Annotated in this window: 15 protein-coding genes; 2 read left to right on the top strand and 13 right to left on the bottom strand. The window is 57.2% G+C overall.

Annotated elements, in window-relative coordinates:
- The 8 genes from IEY11_RS01910 to IEY11_RS01875 form a co-directional block, all read right to left on the bottom strand.
- A complete protein-coding gene (locus IEY11_RS01910) occupies nt 1-633 on the bottom strand; it encodes a J domain-containing protein (protein ID WP_110435122.1) in 633 nt (210 codons plus the stop codon).
- Entirely contained in the window at nt 620-1,552 is a 933-nt protein-coding gene (locus IEY11_RS01905; RefSeq protein ID WP_188885594.1) for a DUF5685 family protein, read from the bottom strand. The genes IEY11_RS01910 and IEY11_RS01905 overlap by 14 nt, the downstream gene beginning before the upstream one ends.
- A 117-nt stretch (nt 1,553-1,669) precedes the next feature.
- Complete coding sequence (locus IEY11_RS01900) at nt 1,670-2,083, bottom strand: SoxR reducing system RseC family protein (protein ID WP_188885593.1); 414 nt, start codon at nt 2,081-2,083, stop codon at nt 1,670-1,672.
- Between the two features lie 113 nt (nt 2,084-2,196).
- Nucleotides 2,197-3,768, bottom strand: coding sequence for an NAD(P)/FAD-dependent oxidoreductase (locus IEY11_RS01895; protein WP_243183933.1), 1,572 nt, complete (start codon nt 3,766-3,768; stop codon nt 2,197-2,199).
- A 5-nt stretch (nt 3,769-3,773) separates the two neighbouring features.
- The gene (locus IEY11_RS01890) at nt 3,774-5,144 is read right to left on the bottom strand and encodes a CdaR family protein (protein ID WP_188885591.1); all 1,371 of its coding nucleotides are present in this window, start codon (nt 5,142-5,144) and stop codon (nt 3,774-3,776) included.
- The gene (gene cdaA, locus IEY11_RS01885) at nt 5,141-5,959 is read right to left on the bottom strand and encodes a diadenylate cyclase CdaA (protein ID WP_243022759.1); all 819 of its coding nucleotides are present in this window, start codon (nt 5,957-5,959) and stop codon (nt 5,141-5,143) included. The genes IEY11_RS01890 and cdaA overlap by 4 nt, the downstream gene beginning before the upstream one ends.
- A 460-nt stretch (nt 5,960-6,419) precedes the next feature.
- Nucleotides 6,420-7,547 (bottom strand): aminotransferase class V-fold PLP-dependent enzyme, encoded by a 1,128-nt coding sequence (locus tag IEY11_RS01880; RefSeq protein ID WP_188885590.1) that lies wholly within the window; start codon nt 7,545-7,547, stop codon nt 6,420-6,422.
- 1 nt (nt 7,548) lies between these two features.
- The gene (locus IEY11_RS01875) at nt 7,549-7,758 is read right to left on the bottom strand and encodes a putative Se/S carrier-like protein (RefSeq protein ID WP_181967687.1); all 210 of its coding nucleotides are present in this window, start codon (nt 7,756-7,758) and stop codon (nt 7,549-7,551) included.
- Nucleotides 7,759-8,134: 376 nt separating this feature from the next.
- On the opposite strand from IEY11_RS01875, the gene IEY11_RS01870 reads away from it, so the two are divergent.
- Complete coding sequence (locus IEY11_RS01870; RefSeq protein WP_188885589.1) at nt 8,135-9,337, top strand: ATP-binding protein; 1,203 nt, start codon at nt 8,135-8,137, stop codon at nt 9,335-9,337.
- A 214-nt stretch (nt 9,338-9,551) separates the two neighbouring features.
- Here the strand turns inward: IEY11_RS01870 and IEY11_RS01865 are convergent, their stop codons facing one another.
- The 5 genes from IEY11_RS01865 to IEY11_RS01845 form a co-directional block, all read right to left on the bottom strand.
- A complete protein-coding gene (locus IEY11_RS01865; RefSeq protein WP_188885588.1) occupies nt 9,552-11,228 on the bottom strand; it encodes a trypsin-like peptidase domain-containing protein in 1,677 nt (558 codons plus the stop codon).
- Between the two features lie 208 nt (nt 11,229-11,436).
- Nucleotides 11,437-12,873 carry a sensor histidine kinase gene (locus IEY11_RS01860; RefSeq protein ID WP_188885587.1) on the bottom strand — a complete coding sequence of 479 codons (1,437 nt, stop codon included), beginning with the start codon at nt 12,871-12,873 and terminating at the stop codon, nt 11,437-11,439.
- A 3-nt stretch (nt 12,874-12,876) separates the two neighbouring features.
- The gene (locus IEY11_RS01855; protein ID WP_110435133.1) at nt 12,877-13,557 is read right to left on the bottom strand and encodes a response regulator transcription factor; all 681 of its coding nucleotides are present in this window, start codon (nt 13,555-13,557) and stop codon (nt 12,877-12,879) included.
- Between the two features lie 247 nt (nt 13,558-13,804).
- Nucleotides 13,805-14,998, bottom strand: a complete 1,194-nt coding sequence (locus IEY11_RS01850; RefSeq protein ID WP_118728956.1) for a site-specific integrase — start codon at nt 14,996-14,998, stop codon at nt 13,805-13,807.
- 82 nt (nt 14,999-15,080) lie between these two features.
- Complete coding sequence (locus IEY11_RS01845; protein WP_118728955.1) at nt 15,081-15,293, bottom strand: excisionase; 213 nt, start codon at nt 15,291-15,293, stop codon at nt 15,081-15,083.
- A gap of 253 nt (nt 15,294-15,546) precedes the next feature.
- Between IEY11_RS01845 and IEY11_RS01840 the strand changes: the two genes are divergently transcribed.
- Nucleotides 15,547-16,110 carry a recombinase family protein gene (locus tag IEY11_RS01840; RefSeq protein WP_118728954.1) on the top strand — a complete coding sequence of 188 codons (564 nt, stop codon included), beginning with the start codon at nt 15,547-15,549 and terminating at the stop codon, nt 16,108-16,110.
- The last annotated feature ends 98 nt before the right edge of the window (nt 16,111-16,208 follow it).

Here is a 16,208-nt window from a genome sequence, read left to right as displayed (position 1 = left end):
TCAGCAGCCGCCTCCGCCGCAGCACATGTTCAGGCAGCAGTTGCAGATGAGCGTCTGCACACAGCAGTCGCACATGCTTGTCTCCTGCATGGGCCGGTAGCCGCCGTAGCCGCCGGACAGATGGAGATTCTGCAGCGCGTGCTGATACTCCGCGTTGTTCGGGTCCATCTGACACGCCTGCGTGTACGCGCGGGCGGCCTCATCGTACCAGCCCTTGCGGTAGTATACCGTGCCAGTCAGATAGAACCACTCCGCATCCCGTCCCGCGGCTCTCTGCAGCAGCGCCTCCGCCATGCCGAGATTGCCCTGATTGATGGCCTGCCGCACCTGACTGTACAGCGCGGCATTCGCACCGGTGTAGGTGCGCTGCTGATAGCCGCCGTACTGCTGACCGTTGTATGCGCCGCCATAGCTCTGCTGCTGTCCGCTGCTGCCTCCCGCCGGATTCCTGCGTTCGTTCATGATCATGTCGTACGCTTCGTTGATCTCCTTCATGCGGGTTTCGGCCAAATCTGCCAGCGGATTGTTTACATAGTTATCCGGATGATACTTGCGCGCCAGCTCACGGTACGCGCGCTTGACGTCATCATCACTTGTTTGCGGTGTTACACCGAGCACTTTATAGGGATCCATGTTTGCCCCTTCCTTCGTTCGTCTGGTAGGTGCCGTTCAGTACCTGTCGGGTGACAGTCGGCATACCAAGAAAAATGATATTGCGGATCAGGTCCGCATCTCTCCGGGGACTCAGCAGGTCAAATGCCATGCAGATATCCGCCAGTGAGCGTTCGAGCGTGCGCTCGAGCGGTTCCCTTACCGCAGAGATGTCCGGCGTTTGCAGTTCATACCGCAGAACGACCGGATTGTAGCTGTTCTCTTCCATATCCTTTTGGATGTCCTGCACCGCATCGACAATGTAGATCCACCTGCCGATCTGGTAGAACATCTGGTGCAGAATACGCTCGCGGGTGTCTCCGGTGCGCGGCACAACGGCAGCCGTCATGCGCGAGGACGTATCCGCCGCACGGTCCATGGACGGGCAGCGTTCCGCCTCCAGACAGCGCAGATCCTCGAGTGCCTGCCGGATGTCCTCGTCCGCTTCGGGCATGCGTGCGCGCGCCTTCTCATAGCCCCGGCGGCCGAGGCGGCACAGCAGCGCCGCAAGCGCGCGTTTCGCGCCCTTTTCGTCCGCCAGGTCATCCTGAAACTTGTGATAGGTCAGCAGGATGCTCGCGTCCGCCGCCAGACGAAGTGCATCGTCTGTCTCGGCACAGCTTTTCCGCCGAAACGGAGAAGCGTCGCATCGTTTTCTGCACGGCGGAGCAGTCTCCGCCTCCTCACTTCCTGCAACAAGTGCAAAAAACGTCATATCGTAGCTTAAAAACAAGGTGTAAAATCTGCCGTATTCTGCGCGGATCGCGTGGCATAAGCCGCAGTAAACCTGCTGAAAACGGTCAGCCTCCTTCACCCGCAGCTCAGCCTTCACCGGACGGATAAAGCCAAACATCGCATAGCCCTTTCCCGCCGTGCGGTGTGCACGGACTTTCGTATTCAATCTATTTTACCGAACTTTTGCGTATCTGACAAGGGCGAACACAGAAAATTGGCGAAAATTCATAAAAAATTAAAACTGCCTGTCGTGAAACCACGGTTTCGCCGACTCTATTCCGCATCAAAGCCGCTCGGTGATGGCAAACGGCGCTTCATTTCTGAGCTTCAGCTTATGGCTGTACCACATCGCCGCCAGAATGCCGCCGATGAACAGCACGCCGCCGATGAGTGCGGACAGTCCGCCGCCAAGTTTCATGCCTGCGCCGACGCCGTAGCCGACAAAAAACAGCACGAGCGGCAGCAGATACACGAGCACGGCAAAGCCGAGCACCTGCTTGGTCTCGCCCTCGATCAGCACGCGGTCGCCGACGGACGCATGCGCGTGATTGCGTGCAGTAACGTAAAGCGTCTGGGTTTCCAGACCGCCGCAGCCGCCGCACTTGGCACAGTCGTGGCCGCACGCCGAGCGGCGCGTTACCTCGACCTCTGCCAGGCCGTTCGGCAGCAGCTTTTTGATGGTTCCCTGTTGGGTCACGTTGAAATCTTCCTCTCTATTATTCAAAACCAGTTGCAGTAATGGGGAATTGAGAATGGAGAATTGAAAATTATGGTCATGCACAAAGCACATTCATTCTCCATTTTCCATTTTCAATCTGCAAACTCTTCCATAATCCGAAATGCCGCTCTGATTCCGTCCACGGCGGCAGACATGATGCCTCCGGCGTATCCGGCGCCTTCGCCGCACGGAATGATGCCGCTGCAGCCGAGTCCGAACAGGTCCTCGCCGCGCGTCATGCGCACCGGAGACGAGGTCCGCGTTTCCGGACCGGTCAGCAGCGCGTCCGCTGTGTCGTAGCCGCGAATCTTCCGGCCGAAATACGGCAGGCTGTCCCGCAGCATGGTCTGCGCGAAGTCGGGCAGGCAGGCTGCCGCCTCTCCCAGCTTCACGCCGATGGGATAGCTGGGCTTGACCGCACCGAGTTTTCGGGTCGGCTTGCCGTTCAGAAAATCCCCGACCTTCTGGCACGGCGCGCGGTACGAGCCGGTCTGCGCGTACGCCGCGTGCTCGATCCGGCGCTGCAGCGCCACGCCGCCGAACGGCGTGCCGTCATCGTAGTCCTTCGGGTCAACCGACACGGCAAGCGCCGCGTTGGCGTTTTTGCCGTCGCGCGCATGATAGCTCATGCCGTTGGTGACGACCGTGTTCTCCTCGCTCTGTGCCGCAACGACCACGCCGCCCGGGCACATGCAGAAGGAATAGCACGCGCGTCCGTCGGCTCTGCGCGAGAGATTGTACTCCGCAGGCGGCAGCATGGGATGTCCCGCCACCTTTCCGTACAGAGCGCGGTCGATCTCGGTCTGCAGGTGCTCGATGCGCACGCCCACAGAGAACGCCTTTGGCTCAAAGTACACGCCGTTTCCGTGCAGCGCGGCAAAGGTGTCGCGCGCCGAGTGACCGATGGCCAGCACCGCCCGCTCGCAGGCGATGTCCTGCCCGTCCGCCTCGACGGCGCAGAGCGCACCGTTTTTGACCGAAACACCGGTCAGCGGCGTGCGGAAGCGCACTTCACCGCCGTTTTTGATGATCTCACGGCGCATTTCACGAACTACATCCTTGAGGATATCCGTGCCGACGTGCGGCTTCGCCTTTTTGACGATATCCGCCGGAGCACCGTGCGCGGCAAGGATTTCCAGCACGTTGTCGCACAGCGGATCACCGATGCGCGTGGTCAGCTTGCCGTCCGAGTAAGCGCCGGCGCCGCCTTCGCCGAACTGGATATTGCAGTCGGTATCGAGCGCACCGCCCTTCCAGAACGCGTCCACGACCTTGTCGCGCTCGTCCAGATCTCCGCCGCGCTCGAGCACGAGCGGACGGTAGCCGTGCTTTGCCAGCACATAGGCGGCGAACAGTCCCGCAGGGCCGAGACCGACCACCACCGGACGGTGCTCGAGCCGCTTTTCGCCGTGCGGAATGACGATTTTCGTATTGGGTTTATAACGCACGAAGGGCATTTGCAGTTTTTCCGCAAATGCCTTTTCGTCGAACGGCGCGTCCAGGCGCACCGAATATACCCGGCTGATCTGTCCGCGCCGCGCGTCAATGCTGACGCGGCAGACCGCCGCTTGTATGTCGTTTGCCGTCAGACCGGTCAGCCGGCGTGCCTCCGCAATGGCGGCCTGCTCCGGCAGATCAAACGGCAGACGGATGCCGGTTACCATCAGGCTCACTGGCTGTCACCGCCCTTCCTTGTACGGTGCACGGTCGGCTCTGCGACCGTGCTGTCCGTATCGTCTGTGCTGTCTGTCTTATCCGAGGTGATCGTCTCATCCGACACATGCGGGTCGGTGATCTCAATCTCGACCTCGATATCCTCCTCGACGAGCGTTACGCCGCTCGGCAGACCGACGGTCGTAGCCACGCCCTTGACCTTGTGTCTGCCGACGCCGAGCGATACCGAATCGTAGGTCAGACCGATGGACAGGTTATTCACATCGACCTTCTTCAGCTGGCTTTCACTGCCGCGCAGCTCCATCTCGACCGATTTGGTGAGGATGGAAACCTTGTACGGCGTATTCTCCTGCGCGGTATCGTTCCACGCGAACTTGGAGACCTGAACCTTGCGGGTCGCAACACCGTCCACCGAGATGGTGACGTTTGCCGTTTCCGGCTGACCGCTGACAAGCGAAACGCCGCTCGGCAGCTTATCCTTGATGGACATGGAGATCGGTGTGCCCGTGTGGACGCTGCCGAGGTCGATCTCACCGAGGTTGATCTCCTTGATGTCGCTCAGCACCGCCTGATCGCTTGCGATAACCTCTACGTTCTCCGGGTCGATGACGCACTGCACCTGATTCTGCGTCAGGCTGCCGCCGTCCTTGAGGATAACGGTCAGCGGAATTTTGTTGACGCGGTAGATCGGAACCGAAACCTTGATCTTTTCGGTCTGGCTGGTGATATAGTTCGAGGTGAACGCCGCACCGTCCTGATCATACAGGGTTACCTTGCATTCGTAGTCGGCCAGCGAGGAATTGCGGCCGGTAACATCCACGGCTGCAACCGCCTTGGCCACCTGCGCCAGATCGGTTGCCGGACCAAAAACGGTGACCTTTTTGGTTGCCGCGGTCGGCTTGCCTGCGCGGTAGCCATCGCTCGGTGTGCCGGTCACATTGACCTCAATCGGAACATCCTTGCTCTCCACGCGGTCCACGCGGACGTGCACCTTGCCGGGATTGACATAGTTAGTCTCCACGCCGGACTTGCTGACCGATACGGTGACCGGAAGATCGTATTCATTCGCCTCGGTCAGACCCGAGATATCCACCGTTGCGGTGATCTGGCTGGCGCGGACCTCGCCGACGCTCTTGCTCTGACCGCGCAGGCTGACAGTGACCGTTGTGTTCTCGCCCTCGATGAGCTCCAGACCGGTCGATGCTTTCAGCTGGGACGCACCGATGACGCGCACCGGCACATCGTCAAAGCGCATGTTGCGCTCAGGATTGTCAATATCCATAACAACTGCCCACAGAACGATAGACAGCGCCAGCGACAGGAGCTTCAGCAGAAAATCCTGCTTTTTGATAAAATTCTTCTTCACTTGCCGGCACCTCCCTTCCACTTGTCGCGGATGGCGGCAATACGGCTTTTTTCGTTCCTGTTCCTGAGTTCATCGCCGAGCAGCTCGCTCTCGAGCATCTTCTGCAGAATCTCGGGCGACAGATGGCGCTTGAGCATGCCGCCGATGGCGACAGAGATCGCGCCGGTCTCCTCGGAGACGACGACGAGCACGCTGTCCGCGGTCTCGCTCATGCCGACAGCCGCGCGGTGGCGCGTGCCGAGGTCGCGTGACAGACCCTGATTGCCGGAAAGCGGCAGCACGCAGCCTGCAGCGCACACCCGTCCGGCACGGACGATCATGGCGCCGTCATGCAGCGGGCTGTTCTTGAAGAAAATGTTCTTGATGAGCTCGGCAGACGGTGCTGCGTCCACTCTCGTGCCGGTGGAAATGATCTCACCGAGACGCTCCTTGCGCTCGAACACGATGAGCGCGCCGGTCTTGGTCCTGGACATATCCGCGCACGCGGAAACGGTTGCAACGATCATGCTCTCTACCACATTCGGGTCGGTATCCGGAATCAGCATGCGGCTGAGGTTGCCCTTGCCGATCTGCTCGAGCAGGCGGCGCAGCTCCGGCTGAAAAATGACCACAACGGCGAATACGCCGACGCTGAGCGCGTTGCGCAGCAGCCACGAGATCATGGTCAGACGCAGGAAGCTGGCGAACAGCATGATAAGCACCAGAATAAGAATACCCTTGGCCAGTCGTGCGGCGCTGGTATCCTTCAGCAGCTTCATAACACGGTAAATGATATACGCCACGACGAGGATATCCACCACGTCGATCGGCGTCATTGTGCGGAATTGATCAAACGCACTGAAAAAAGAACTTATTATGGTCCGCCATGATAAATTCGGTGAGAATACATTTTGCAGCGCTCCCATTTTGTCACCTATCCTAACTTGCTCCTCATTTTTTGGCTGTCGCCAAACCACGGTTTGGCCGACAACAGGAACGGACCGTGGGCCGTTCCAAAGTCGTCCGAAAGTTCCCATTCGGAAACTTTCTCCCTCTCAGGGCATAAAAACCAGCGCTATCCTTGCGCGGCTTCTTGGCCGCGCTGCGCCGATACATGCTCCCGTTTTTTATGAATTTGCTGAGCAAATTCTATTTTATGCGCGCTGACGCGCGAAGAAAAAAACAAATCGGTAAAGCACAGACTTCTTTTCGACAAGCCGCAGTCTGTTACCTTTACAGAAAGCCATGTTTTACCTTACTTATACTACCACAAATCCGGCTTTCTGTATAGCGTGTTCACAGTTTTTTTACCAATCTGCAAACTTTGTCTGCGGCCTGCTCCAGCTGCCGCGCCGTCGAGTAGAACGACAGGGACAGCCGCACGGTTCCGGTGTCCTCCGTGCCCGCCGTCCGGTGCGCGAGCGGCGCACAGTGCAGCCCCGCCCGGGTGCACACGCCCTCGTCCGAGAGCATATCCGCGAGCACCTCACTCGGCGTGCCGGGAACGCGGAAGGACAGCACGCCGGTCTGCTCCTTTCCGGCAAAGCATTCGATTTTGCTTTCGCGGGAGAGCGCACGGGCAAGCTCATGCACCAGCCGTCTCTCCTGCCCGGCAATGTGCGCCGGCGTGACCGCCCGGACAAAGGCGATGCCCGCCGCGAGTCCCGCGATGCCGGGCACATTCGGCGTGCCGCTCTCGAGCGCATCCGGCAGAAAATCCGGCTGACGCAGCTCCTCGGACAAACTGCCCGTTCCTCCGGTCAGCAGCGGCTTCGCGGCAATCCGGTCATCGAGCGCCAGCAGAATGCCCGTGCCCATCGGTCCGTACAGCGCCTTGTGTCCGGGCATGCACACCGCCGCAAGACACGGATAGCGCTTTACGTCAATCTCCGCCACGCCCGCCGACTGCGACGCATCCAGGATGAGCGGCACACCTGCCGCCGTCAGCAATTCCGCGATTTCGTCCAGCGGCGCAATGCTGCCGAATACGTTGGAAACGTGGCTCAGTATCATCAAGTCGGCGCCCTGCACAAGCGCCTGTTTCAGCGCGGAAACCATAGCCGCGCCGTCCCACAGCGGCGTATCCAGCACGGTCGGCTCAATATTTCGAGCCGTCAGCGGCCGCATGACCGCATTGTGCTCGTAACCGCTCACAATGACGCGGGAATCCGGCGCAACCAGAGCATTTACCGCAATATTCAGCGCATGTGTGGCGTTCAGCGTAAAAATGACGCGCTCCGGCTCGCCCACGCCGAACAGCGCCGCTGCCTGCTCCCGGCAGGCGTACACCAGCTCTCCCGCTCGGCTGGCTGCCGCGTAGCTGCCTCGTGCGTAGCCTGCCGCGCCGTACATCGCACGGCGAACCGCCTGCTCGACCGCCCGCGGCTTATACAAGGTGGTGGCAGCATTATCCAGATAGATCATGTCAGTCCTCCCGCAGCACACGGCACGGCGGCACACCAAGCTGACGCAGCCGATGCACGGCCCAGTCCGCCTGCTGCGCGCTCACGCGCACCGCCCATCCGCAGGATTCGGTTCGTTCGTGACGCGGCGGACGCGTGACCTCTCCCGGTACACCCAACCGCGCCAAATGCCGCCGCAGGCCGATGGCCTCGGTCTGACTGCGGCAGATCAACAGCGCATAACCGCCCATAAGGGCACTCCTCCCTCCCAATTCTGAGAAACTAAGGCAATACCGCATAATTGAACAAAAGCGATTTGTGAGTAAATTTTGCGGACTGACGAGGCGCAGTTTTGCGGTAATACTTGATGTATTACCGTGAAATCTCGGCAGCGCGGACGGAACTCGCGCAAGGAACCGAAGCCAAAGTCAGGGCACAAAATTTCCGCAAAGCGCCGCGGCAGCGCGACCGGAGCCTGCGCAAGGAACCGCAGCTTTAATTGTGCGGTGTTGCCCTAAGGTTTCTCCCCTCATACTATGTTGAAATGAGCGGAAAAGTGTGCTATGCTGATTACGTTATAAACTACAATCCCGACTGGAGTTGAAAACAATGGAGCTTTCCGCCCTTTCCCTGCGTCTGCGCGCGCTTTCCGTGCTGCGCGGACTGCTCCCCCATCCGCTGGTGCGCGCCTACAGTGACGCGCTGACCGCGCTCGACGGCACAGCCGCCGACTTTGCTGACCGCTACGGCGCACTGTGCGCGACCCGCTTCTCCTGTGGCGATATCGCGCAGGCAGTGCTCGACGCCGTGCACTTTGACACCAACACCCTGACCGATACCATCAACGCACCGGAAGCGGCTGTGCTCAATGCCGCAACCCACGATCTGGACGTGCTGAACGCTCTGCTCGCGCTCGACGGCGAAGCCTTCAGGTCCGCCGCAGCGGACAAGTTCTACGAGCCTGCCCTCGAGGATCTGCCGGACTTCGAGGCCGCGGACTCGCTTCCGTTCTCCACCGGCGCAGCGCTTGCCGATTACTACCGTGAGGAGGGCTACGGCTTCTTCGCACAGTCCTCTGCGTTTGCCATGCAGGACGACGGCTCGGCGACCCCGATCGTGCATCCGGACGCCATCCGTCTGCACGACCTGCCCGGCTACGAGATGCAGAAGCAGAAAATCCTCAAGAACACGCTTGCCTTCCTCGACGGACGCGACGCCAACAACATCCTGCTCTACGGCGACAAGGGCACCGGCAAGTCCTCGACCGTCAAGGCGGTTGCCAATGAGTACGCCGACCGCGGCCTGAAGATCATCGAGATGTCTCCACGGCAGATCACGAATTTCCCCAAGCTGTTCGAGCAGACCCTGCGTTCGCCGTTCCGTTTCATCGTGTTCCTCGATGACCTGACCTTCAGCAGCGAGGATGACAACTTTGCCGCGCTCAAGGCGTTCATCGAGGGCGGTCTGGCCGGAAAGCCGTCCAATCTGGTCATTTACGCAACCTCCAACCGCCGTCATCTCATCCGCGAGAGCATGGCTGACCGTCAGGGCGATGAGGTGCGCGTGCGCGATACCCTCGAGACCGTCACCTCGCTGTCCGACCGTTTCGGTCTGGAGATCACCTTCTCCGTGCCGGATAAGGACGAGTATCTGTACATCGTCGAGCAGCTGGCCAAGGAGAATGACATGAACCTTGATATCGACGAGCTGCACCTGCTTGCAGAGCGCTTTGCGCTGCGCCGCAACGGCCGCTCGCCGCGTACCGCAAGACAGTTTATCAGCCAGCAGCTGGCGGAGCAGTATGGCAAGTAATTGAAGATGAAAAATGGAGAGTGATTTCATTTTTCATTCCGTGTGCAGAAAAGGCAGATTTTCGTTTGAAAATCTGCCTTTTGTTTTACCATTTACGATATTGATATTGTAGGGCGGGATGAGGTCAGAAGGTGAATTGTCCGTAAGGACAAGAGAAGCCACCCTGGGGTGTCCCGCTCTACACGAAACCGCTCCATTTTCAATTCTCAATTATTTACCAGCCGAACGAACCAAACGGACTGGAGAACCGATAGCTGCCGTAGCCGTCATCCTGCTGCGAATTATCGCTCTGGCTGCTCTGGCGCTGCTGGGTCTGGGCATTCGGGTCATCGCCCTCGAGGTCGTGCGAATCGGTCAGCGTGATGGTGATATTGAGCGTCTTGCCGGTCGAAATGCGGTATACGCTCAGCGTCAGCTTGTCGCCGGCCTTCTTATCCTGCTTGAGTTCGTTTACCTTATCCATGTCCGGGGTCGGGGTACCGTCAACGGCGGTGATGACATCACCGACCTGCAGACCCTCACTGGCTGCCTTTGCGCGGGAATCAATGGAATATACCTGCACGCCGGACACCTTGCCGTCCGCGGACTCAACGTTCTGGCCGGTGATGCCGATGGACGGACGGCCGGAAACGTAACCGTTCTGAATCAGCTCATCAACAATATCCTTGGCGGTGTTGATCGGGATGGCAAAGCCCATGCCCTCAACGGTGGCGCTGCCGAACGCATTACCGGACAGCTTAGCGGACGTGATGCCGACTACCTGACCGTACTTGTTAATCAGTGCGCCGCCGGAGTTGCCGTTGTTGATGGAAGCATCGGTCTGAATCAGCGTCATAACACGGTCATTGACGGTCAGGTCGCGGTTGATGGCGGAAATACGGCCGCCGGTGATGGTGTTCGCAAACTGTACGCCGCCGGGAGAACCGATCGCGTAGGCATACTCGCCCGGCTCCAGCTCATCCGAGTCACCGAACTCTGCGGCGGTCAGGTCGCTTGTCGGCGTTACCTTGATGACCGCAAGGTCGGTCTGCTCATCCGTGCCGATGATCTCGGCATCAAGAGAGGTGCCGTCGCTCAGCTGTACGGAAACCGACTGCGCGCCGTCCACAACGTGGTTGTTGGTGATGATGTAGCCGTCCTTGCTCATGATGACGCCCGAGCCGCTGCCTGTGCCCTCCGAGGTGGTGGAGATAACCGAAACGACCGACGGATTGACCTTTTTGTAGATATCCTCACCGGCCATGCCGTCCGCGGTATCGTAGTTGTCCGAGGAGTTGCTCGAATCCGACTCCGGCTTGCTGTTGATCTGCAGCGTCGGCGCGGAATCCGAGGTCGATGCCGAAGCGCCGGAATCGCTGTTTGCATTGCCGCCGAACGCCATATTGCCGACAACGGCGCCGCCTGCAAACAGCAGGCACGCAGCTGCTACACCGCACAGGCCAAGCGCTAAGCCTCTGCTGTGCTTTTTATTCTTCGGGGTGTGCGGCTTCTGGCTCATCGGCGGAACCTCGCCGAAGCCGGTCTGCTGCTGCGCCTGACGGAACTCCGGATGCTGCACCGGCGTCTGGAACGGCGTGCGCGGCTCTTCTGCCTGCGGCTGCTCGCTCTGCGGAGCCTGTGCAGGCTGTTCCGCCTGCGGCTGCTGCATCGGCTGCTCGCTCTGCGGAGCCTGTGCGGGCTGCTCTGCCTGCGGCTGCGGCATCGGCTGCTCGCTCTGCGGTGCCTGTGCAGGCTGTTCCGTCTGCGGCTGCTGCATCGGCTGCTCGCTCTGCGGAGCCTGTGCAGGCTGCTCGTTCTGCGGTGCGGTGTTCCGGGTTTCGGCGGCCGGCTGTTCGTTATTCTGATCGCTGCTGTTCAGCGGTGTTTTGTTGTTCATGTTGAAGTCGTCCATGATACTGACCTCCTGTTGTTATTCGCGGGAACATTCCGTTCCCTCTGTTGATGCTTCTATCATAGTTTCTCAATGTGGCAGTTTGTTGAAAACAATATGAATATTTTTTGAACACTATGTCAAGGTTCTGTGTAGCAGGTACACAATTCGCAAAAACTCCCACAGACCATTTGGGTCTGTGAGAGTTTGGAAATCAGGTGTTATTCTGTCAGTTCTGCTCCGGTGCGAGCGGCAGGGTGAACTCAAACTCGGTTTCGCCGCCGCCCGAGCGGACGGAGATCTCGCCGCCGTGCAGGTTGATGATGTTCTTCACAATATACAGGCCGAGACCCGCGCCGGTCTTATCCATCGAGCGCGAACGGTCGGTCTTGTAGAAGCGGTCGAACACATGCGGCAGATCCTCCGCCGAAATGCCGATGCCGGTGTTGCTGATGGCGAATACGCACAGCTGTCCCTCCTGATGGACCTTCAGCTTCAGCGTACCGCCGTCCTCAATGAACTTTACCGCGTTATCGGTCAGGTTGTACACCACTCGGTACAGGTGGTCGCGGTCGCCCATGACGGTCAGCCGTTCCTCGAGGTCGCACTGCACATCCAGCTTCTTTTTCTCAATCTTCTGCTCGAACGAGAGCAGGATCTGCGCCGTCATTTCGGTAAAGTCGAACGGCGCCGGACTGAGGATCAGCTCGCCGGACTGAATTTTTGCGGCATCCAGCATGCGGTTTACCATGCGGGACAGGCGTTTGGTCTCCTCCGCGATGATTTTCAGGTACTTGTCGCGCTGGTCGAGCGGAATCGTGCCGTCGATCATGCCGTCCACAAAGCCGCCGATGGTCGTCATCGGGGTCTTGAACTCGTGGCTGACGTTGGAAATGAAGCCGCGGGTCAGCTCCTCGAGCTGGTCAAGGTCGCGCGCCATGTTGTTGAACGAGACCGCCAGTTCGTCAATCTCGTAGCAGCGATTGTCCTCGGGCACGCGCACATCGAAGTTGCCGCCCGCGAATTCCTTAGCGGCGGCGGCAATCGTCTTGAGCGGACGCGTGAAGTGCTGAGAGATCATGAACGAAATCACCAGCATGACCGCCAGTGTCACCAGCAGGATGAGCACGAGCGTCTGCGTCGAGTGACGCACCACGCCTGCCGAATTCGGGTCCTGCGTGGAGACGAAGATCATCAAATCCGCATCGCCGTTATCATCCTTGACGCAGGTGCCCACCGTGTAAAACGAGGACTCACTCAGCACGCCGAGTGACCCGACAGACGCATAACTGCCGTTTTTGTGCATCTCCGCGACCACTTCGTTTGAGATATGATAGCCGGGCAGCGTGTAGGTCGTGCCGTCCGGCTTGGCGCCCATTTCAATGTTGCCGTCCGCGTCCGTGATGAGCACGGTCAACTCGTCCTCCTTCGCCACGCGCGCGATAGACAGCACGTAAATCTGACGGATCACGTCAGAGTCCGTACCCTCAAGCAGCTTGCTCTGCTCGGCAAGGCTCTGCACGGTCGTGCGCAGCTCGGTCTGCTTGGCGTGCAGCGCGTAGCTGCTCATCTGGTAGCAGAATACCACGCCGGCCAGTGCAAACGCGCACACGATCAAAATCAGGTGGGCCACATAGTCCTTGAAGAAAAAACTGCGTCTGCCCATGGCTTACTCCTTGGTCTCAAACTTGTAGCCGACACCCCATACGGTTTTCAGCTCCCACTTGTCCGAAACGCCCTCCAGCTTTTCGCGCAGACGCTTGACGTGTACGTCAACCGTTCTCGTGTCACCGAAATAGTCAAAGCCCCATACATCGTCGAGCAGCTGTGCGCGGGTGAACACGCGGTTCGGGCTGGAGGCGAGGAAGTACAGCAGCTCGATCTCCTTCGGCGGCGCATCCACGCGCTTGCCCTTGATGACCAGATCGTACGCCTGCTTGTCGATGACGAGATTGTCAAACGACAGCTTCTCGGGCGCATCATCCGGCGCCATGCGGCGGAATACCGCACGCACGCGCGCAATGACCTCCGGCATTTCGAGCGGCTTGACGATGTAGTCGTCCGCGCCCATCTCCAGACCGGAAACGCGGTCTGCGGTCTCGCCTTTGGCCGTCAGCATGATAATCGGCACATCGCTCTCCGCGCGGATCTCCCTGCAGACCGCCCAGCCGTCCATCACCGGCATCATCACATCGAGCAGCAGCATGTCCGGCTTGTCGGACTTCCACTTTTTGATGCCCTCCACGCCGTTTTCCGCCTCAAGCACCGTATAGCCTTCGCGCTCCAGATACAGGCGCAGCAGCTCACGGATGTTGGCCTCGTCCTCTACGATCAATATCTTCTTGGGCATAGTTCTCCCCTGCTTTCCCAGTTTAATCTGATTCTATTATAGCGCGTTTTGAGGTGGAATGCATTAACATTTTGTAACAAGTTCCAGAAAACATATTTCAACTTTCACAGCATTATATGCGATTTATTTGTGCTAAATATCGCATTTTCAGAACTTTTTCTTGAATCTCCCGAACCAGCATTTTACATAGCTTCACGCAATTTCACGCATCTTGGTGCAAAATCGGTGCAAAATCGGTGCAACGTCCTTACCCGTTTACCGCCAGTGTTGCAGAACTATTAAATTCAAGAATCTGCCGCATCTGGTTGATAGCCTGCTCGTTATTCGCGTGCGCGTAATATTTCATGGTCGTAGTCGGGTTATCATGCCCCATCATCGCGGCTACATTGGCCGCAGACATTCCCCTGTTCAGTAAATTACTGCACAGTGTATGCCTAAAAGTATGCGGTGTGATGCGCGGTAATGGGTTATCAGGGTGTTTCCTGTTGTATTTATTTACCGCTCTCCGCATGATTGATTCTAAATCAGCAGCAATAACAGGTTTATCTCCCTTTGTCAGCATGAGAAAACCACAGTGTCCATCTATCATAGGTTCAACTGTTCCGCAGTTACGGTGTTCAATGATGTTGTGCAGACTGTTGCACACCGCATCACTCATAGCGATAACGCGATTGCCCGCAGCAGATTTAGGGTTTTTCATGTACTTGCTCCCATCTTTACGCCGCAGCAGTTGTTTGTTAATGGTAATCAGCCGATTCTCAAAGTCCAAATCAGCCTTGGTCAAACCACAAAATTCGCTGATACGAACGCCCGTTCCCAGTAATACAATGAACCAATCCAGATGCCGTGAATATGTGCTGTCATTGGTAATGAAGTCCAATAAGGCATTTACTTGTTCATTGGTCAGCGCATCACGTTTCGCCGTGTCATTTGTGAGTATGTCATTGAGCCGAAAATCAAACGGATTTTCACGAATCAGATGGTTTTTCAATGCCATTTTGAACGCTGGTTTTAATATTTTACTCATAGCTGAGATAGTGCTGTACGCTTTGCCGTTTTTACGCATCGCTTTGAACCACCGCCGCGCATCTATCTCTTTTACGTCACAGATACGACGATTTCCGAACTGTTCCCGTTTTACCATCTCCGCCCATGAAGTGTAGTTGATCTGCGTATTTTCGGTTTTATCGTCTTTCATCTCGATATACATTTCCAGCAGTTCATTCACTGTGATTTTCCCGCTAGAATAGCTGATACCGCTCTCAATCGAACGAATCAGTTCCGCCTTTTTCTTTCTCATGCCCTCTAAAGTCGGGTCTGTTACATAGGCGTATTGGTGGGTGTTCGGGTCAAGTTTCTTGAACTGATAGATACCATTCTTTTTCTGGCACTCTCCCTCTTTTAATACACGCCCTTTGTTGTCTTTTCGCTTTCCAGCCAATAATTAGATCTCCTTTCCTGCTGAAAAGCCCCAAATATGACAGCAACAGTATAGCATAGTTGGGGCTGGATTGCACGAACTTTTACATGGAATAATTATCACGAATGAACTTCTGGAGAGATTTGCGTTTGATAAGATGTTTTGTGCCGACACGGAACACCAGTTCAGGGTGTTCTTCAATAAGAGCACGAATCGAGTTTTGACCAATACCAGAGAACGCCGTAGCCTCTGGCACGTTCAGCAGTTCTTTCTCCCAGAGGGGAACATAGGTGTTATTCATGTAATCAGTGGTCATATGTTTTCCTTTCTTTTTCTTTGAGTGAGATATATCTACTCGCCCGCTCGTGTGCAGGCGGCAGACGTGAAAAGTGTAAATTGTGCCCGTACAGGCAATTGTAAAATTAGGGTATAATCTAACTTGACTCTCTCAGGAGTCTGTTGTTCGGTAAATTTAGAGTTTAAATTGATATTTATTTTACCAACTGTAAAGATAGTCATTGACTTATACTTTACGTTATGCTATTCTAATCTCACAGGAGGTTGAGAATATGGCAAATATCGCGTATGTGAGAGTATCTACAGTAGAGCAGAACGATGAACGGCAGCGTGAAGCGTTAGCCGCTTACCAGATCGACAAGTGGTTCTGCGAGAAAGTGTCCGGCAAAGACACGAACAGGCCGCAGCTTCAAGCCATGCTGGAGTTTGTGCGCGAGGGTGATACCGTGTATGTTCACGATTTCAGCCGCCTGGCACGCTCTACCGCTGACCTGCTGAACATCGTTGACACTCTGGCCGCCAAGGGTGTGCATCTTGTCAGCCGCAAAGAAGCCGTAGACAGCAGTACACCAACGGGAAAGCTCATGCTGACTATGATAGGAGCTATCGCAGAGTTTGAACGCGCGAACCTGTTAGAGCGCCAGAGAGAGGGTATCGCCATCGCCAAGCGGGAGGGCAAGTACAAGGGGCGCACACCTGTTACACCTGCCGACTTTGCCGCCCAGTATGCGAGATACCAGCGCCGCGAGATACCGTCTAAAGCTGAGTTGGCACGAGTGCTCAAAATCAGCCGTCCGACACTGGATAAGCTGATTAAGGAGCAGGGAGAGGGTTAACGCCCTCTCTTTCGCGCTGGAACGCCCTGTATTCGCGTTAGTTTTCACCCGCAATACCGTAGCGAAACGCGACAGTATTGCGGCTGGTGCGCTGTTGT

It is taken from the genome of Butyricicoccus faecihominis (assembly GCF_014648015.1).
GTDB classification, from domain to species: Bacteria; Bacillota; Clostridia; order Oscillospirales; family Butyricicoccaceae; genus Agathobaculum; species Agathobaculum butyriciproducens.
This window is presented reverse-complemented; position numbering and strand designations above follow the sequence as displayed.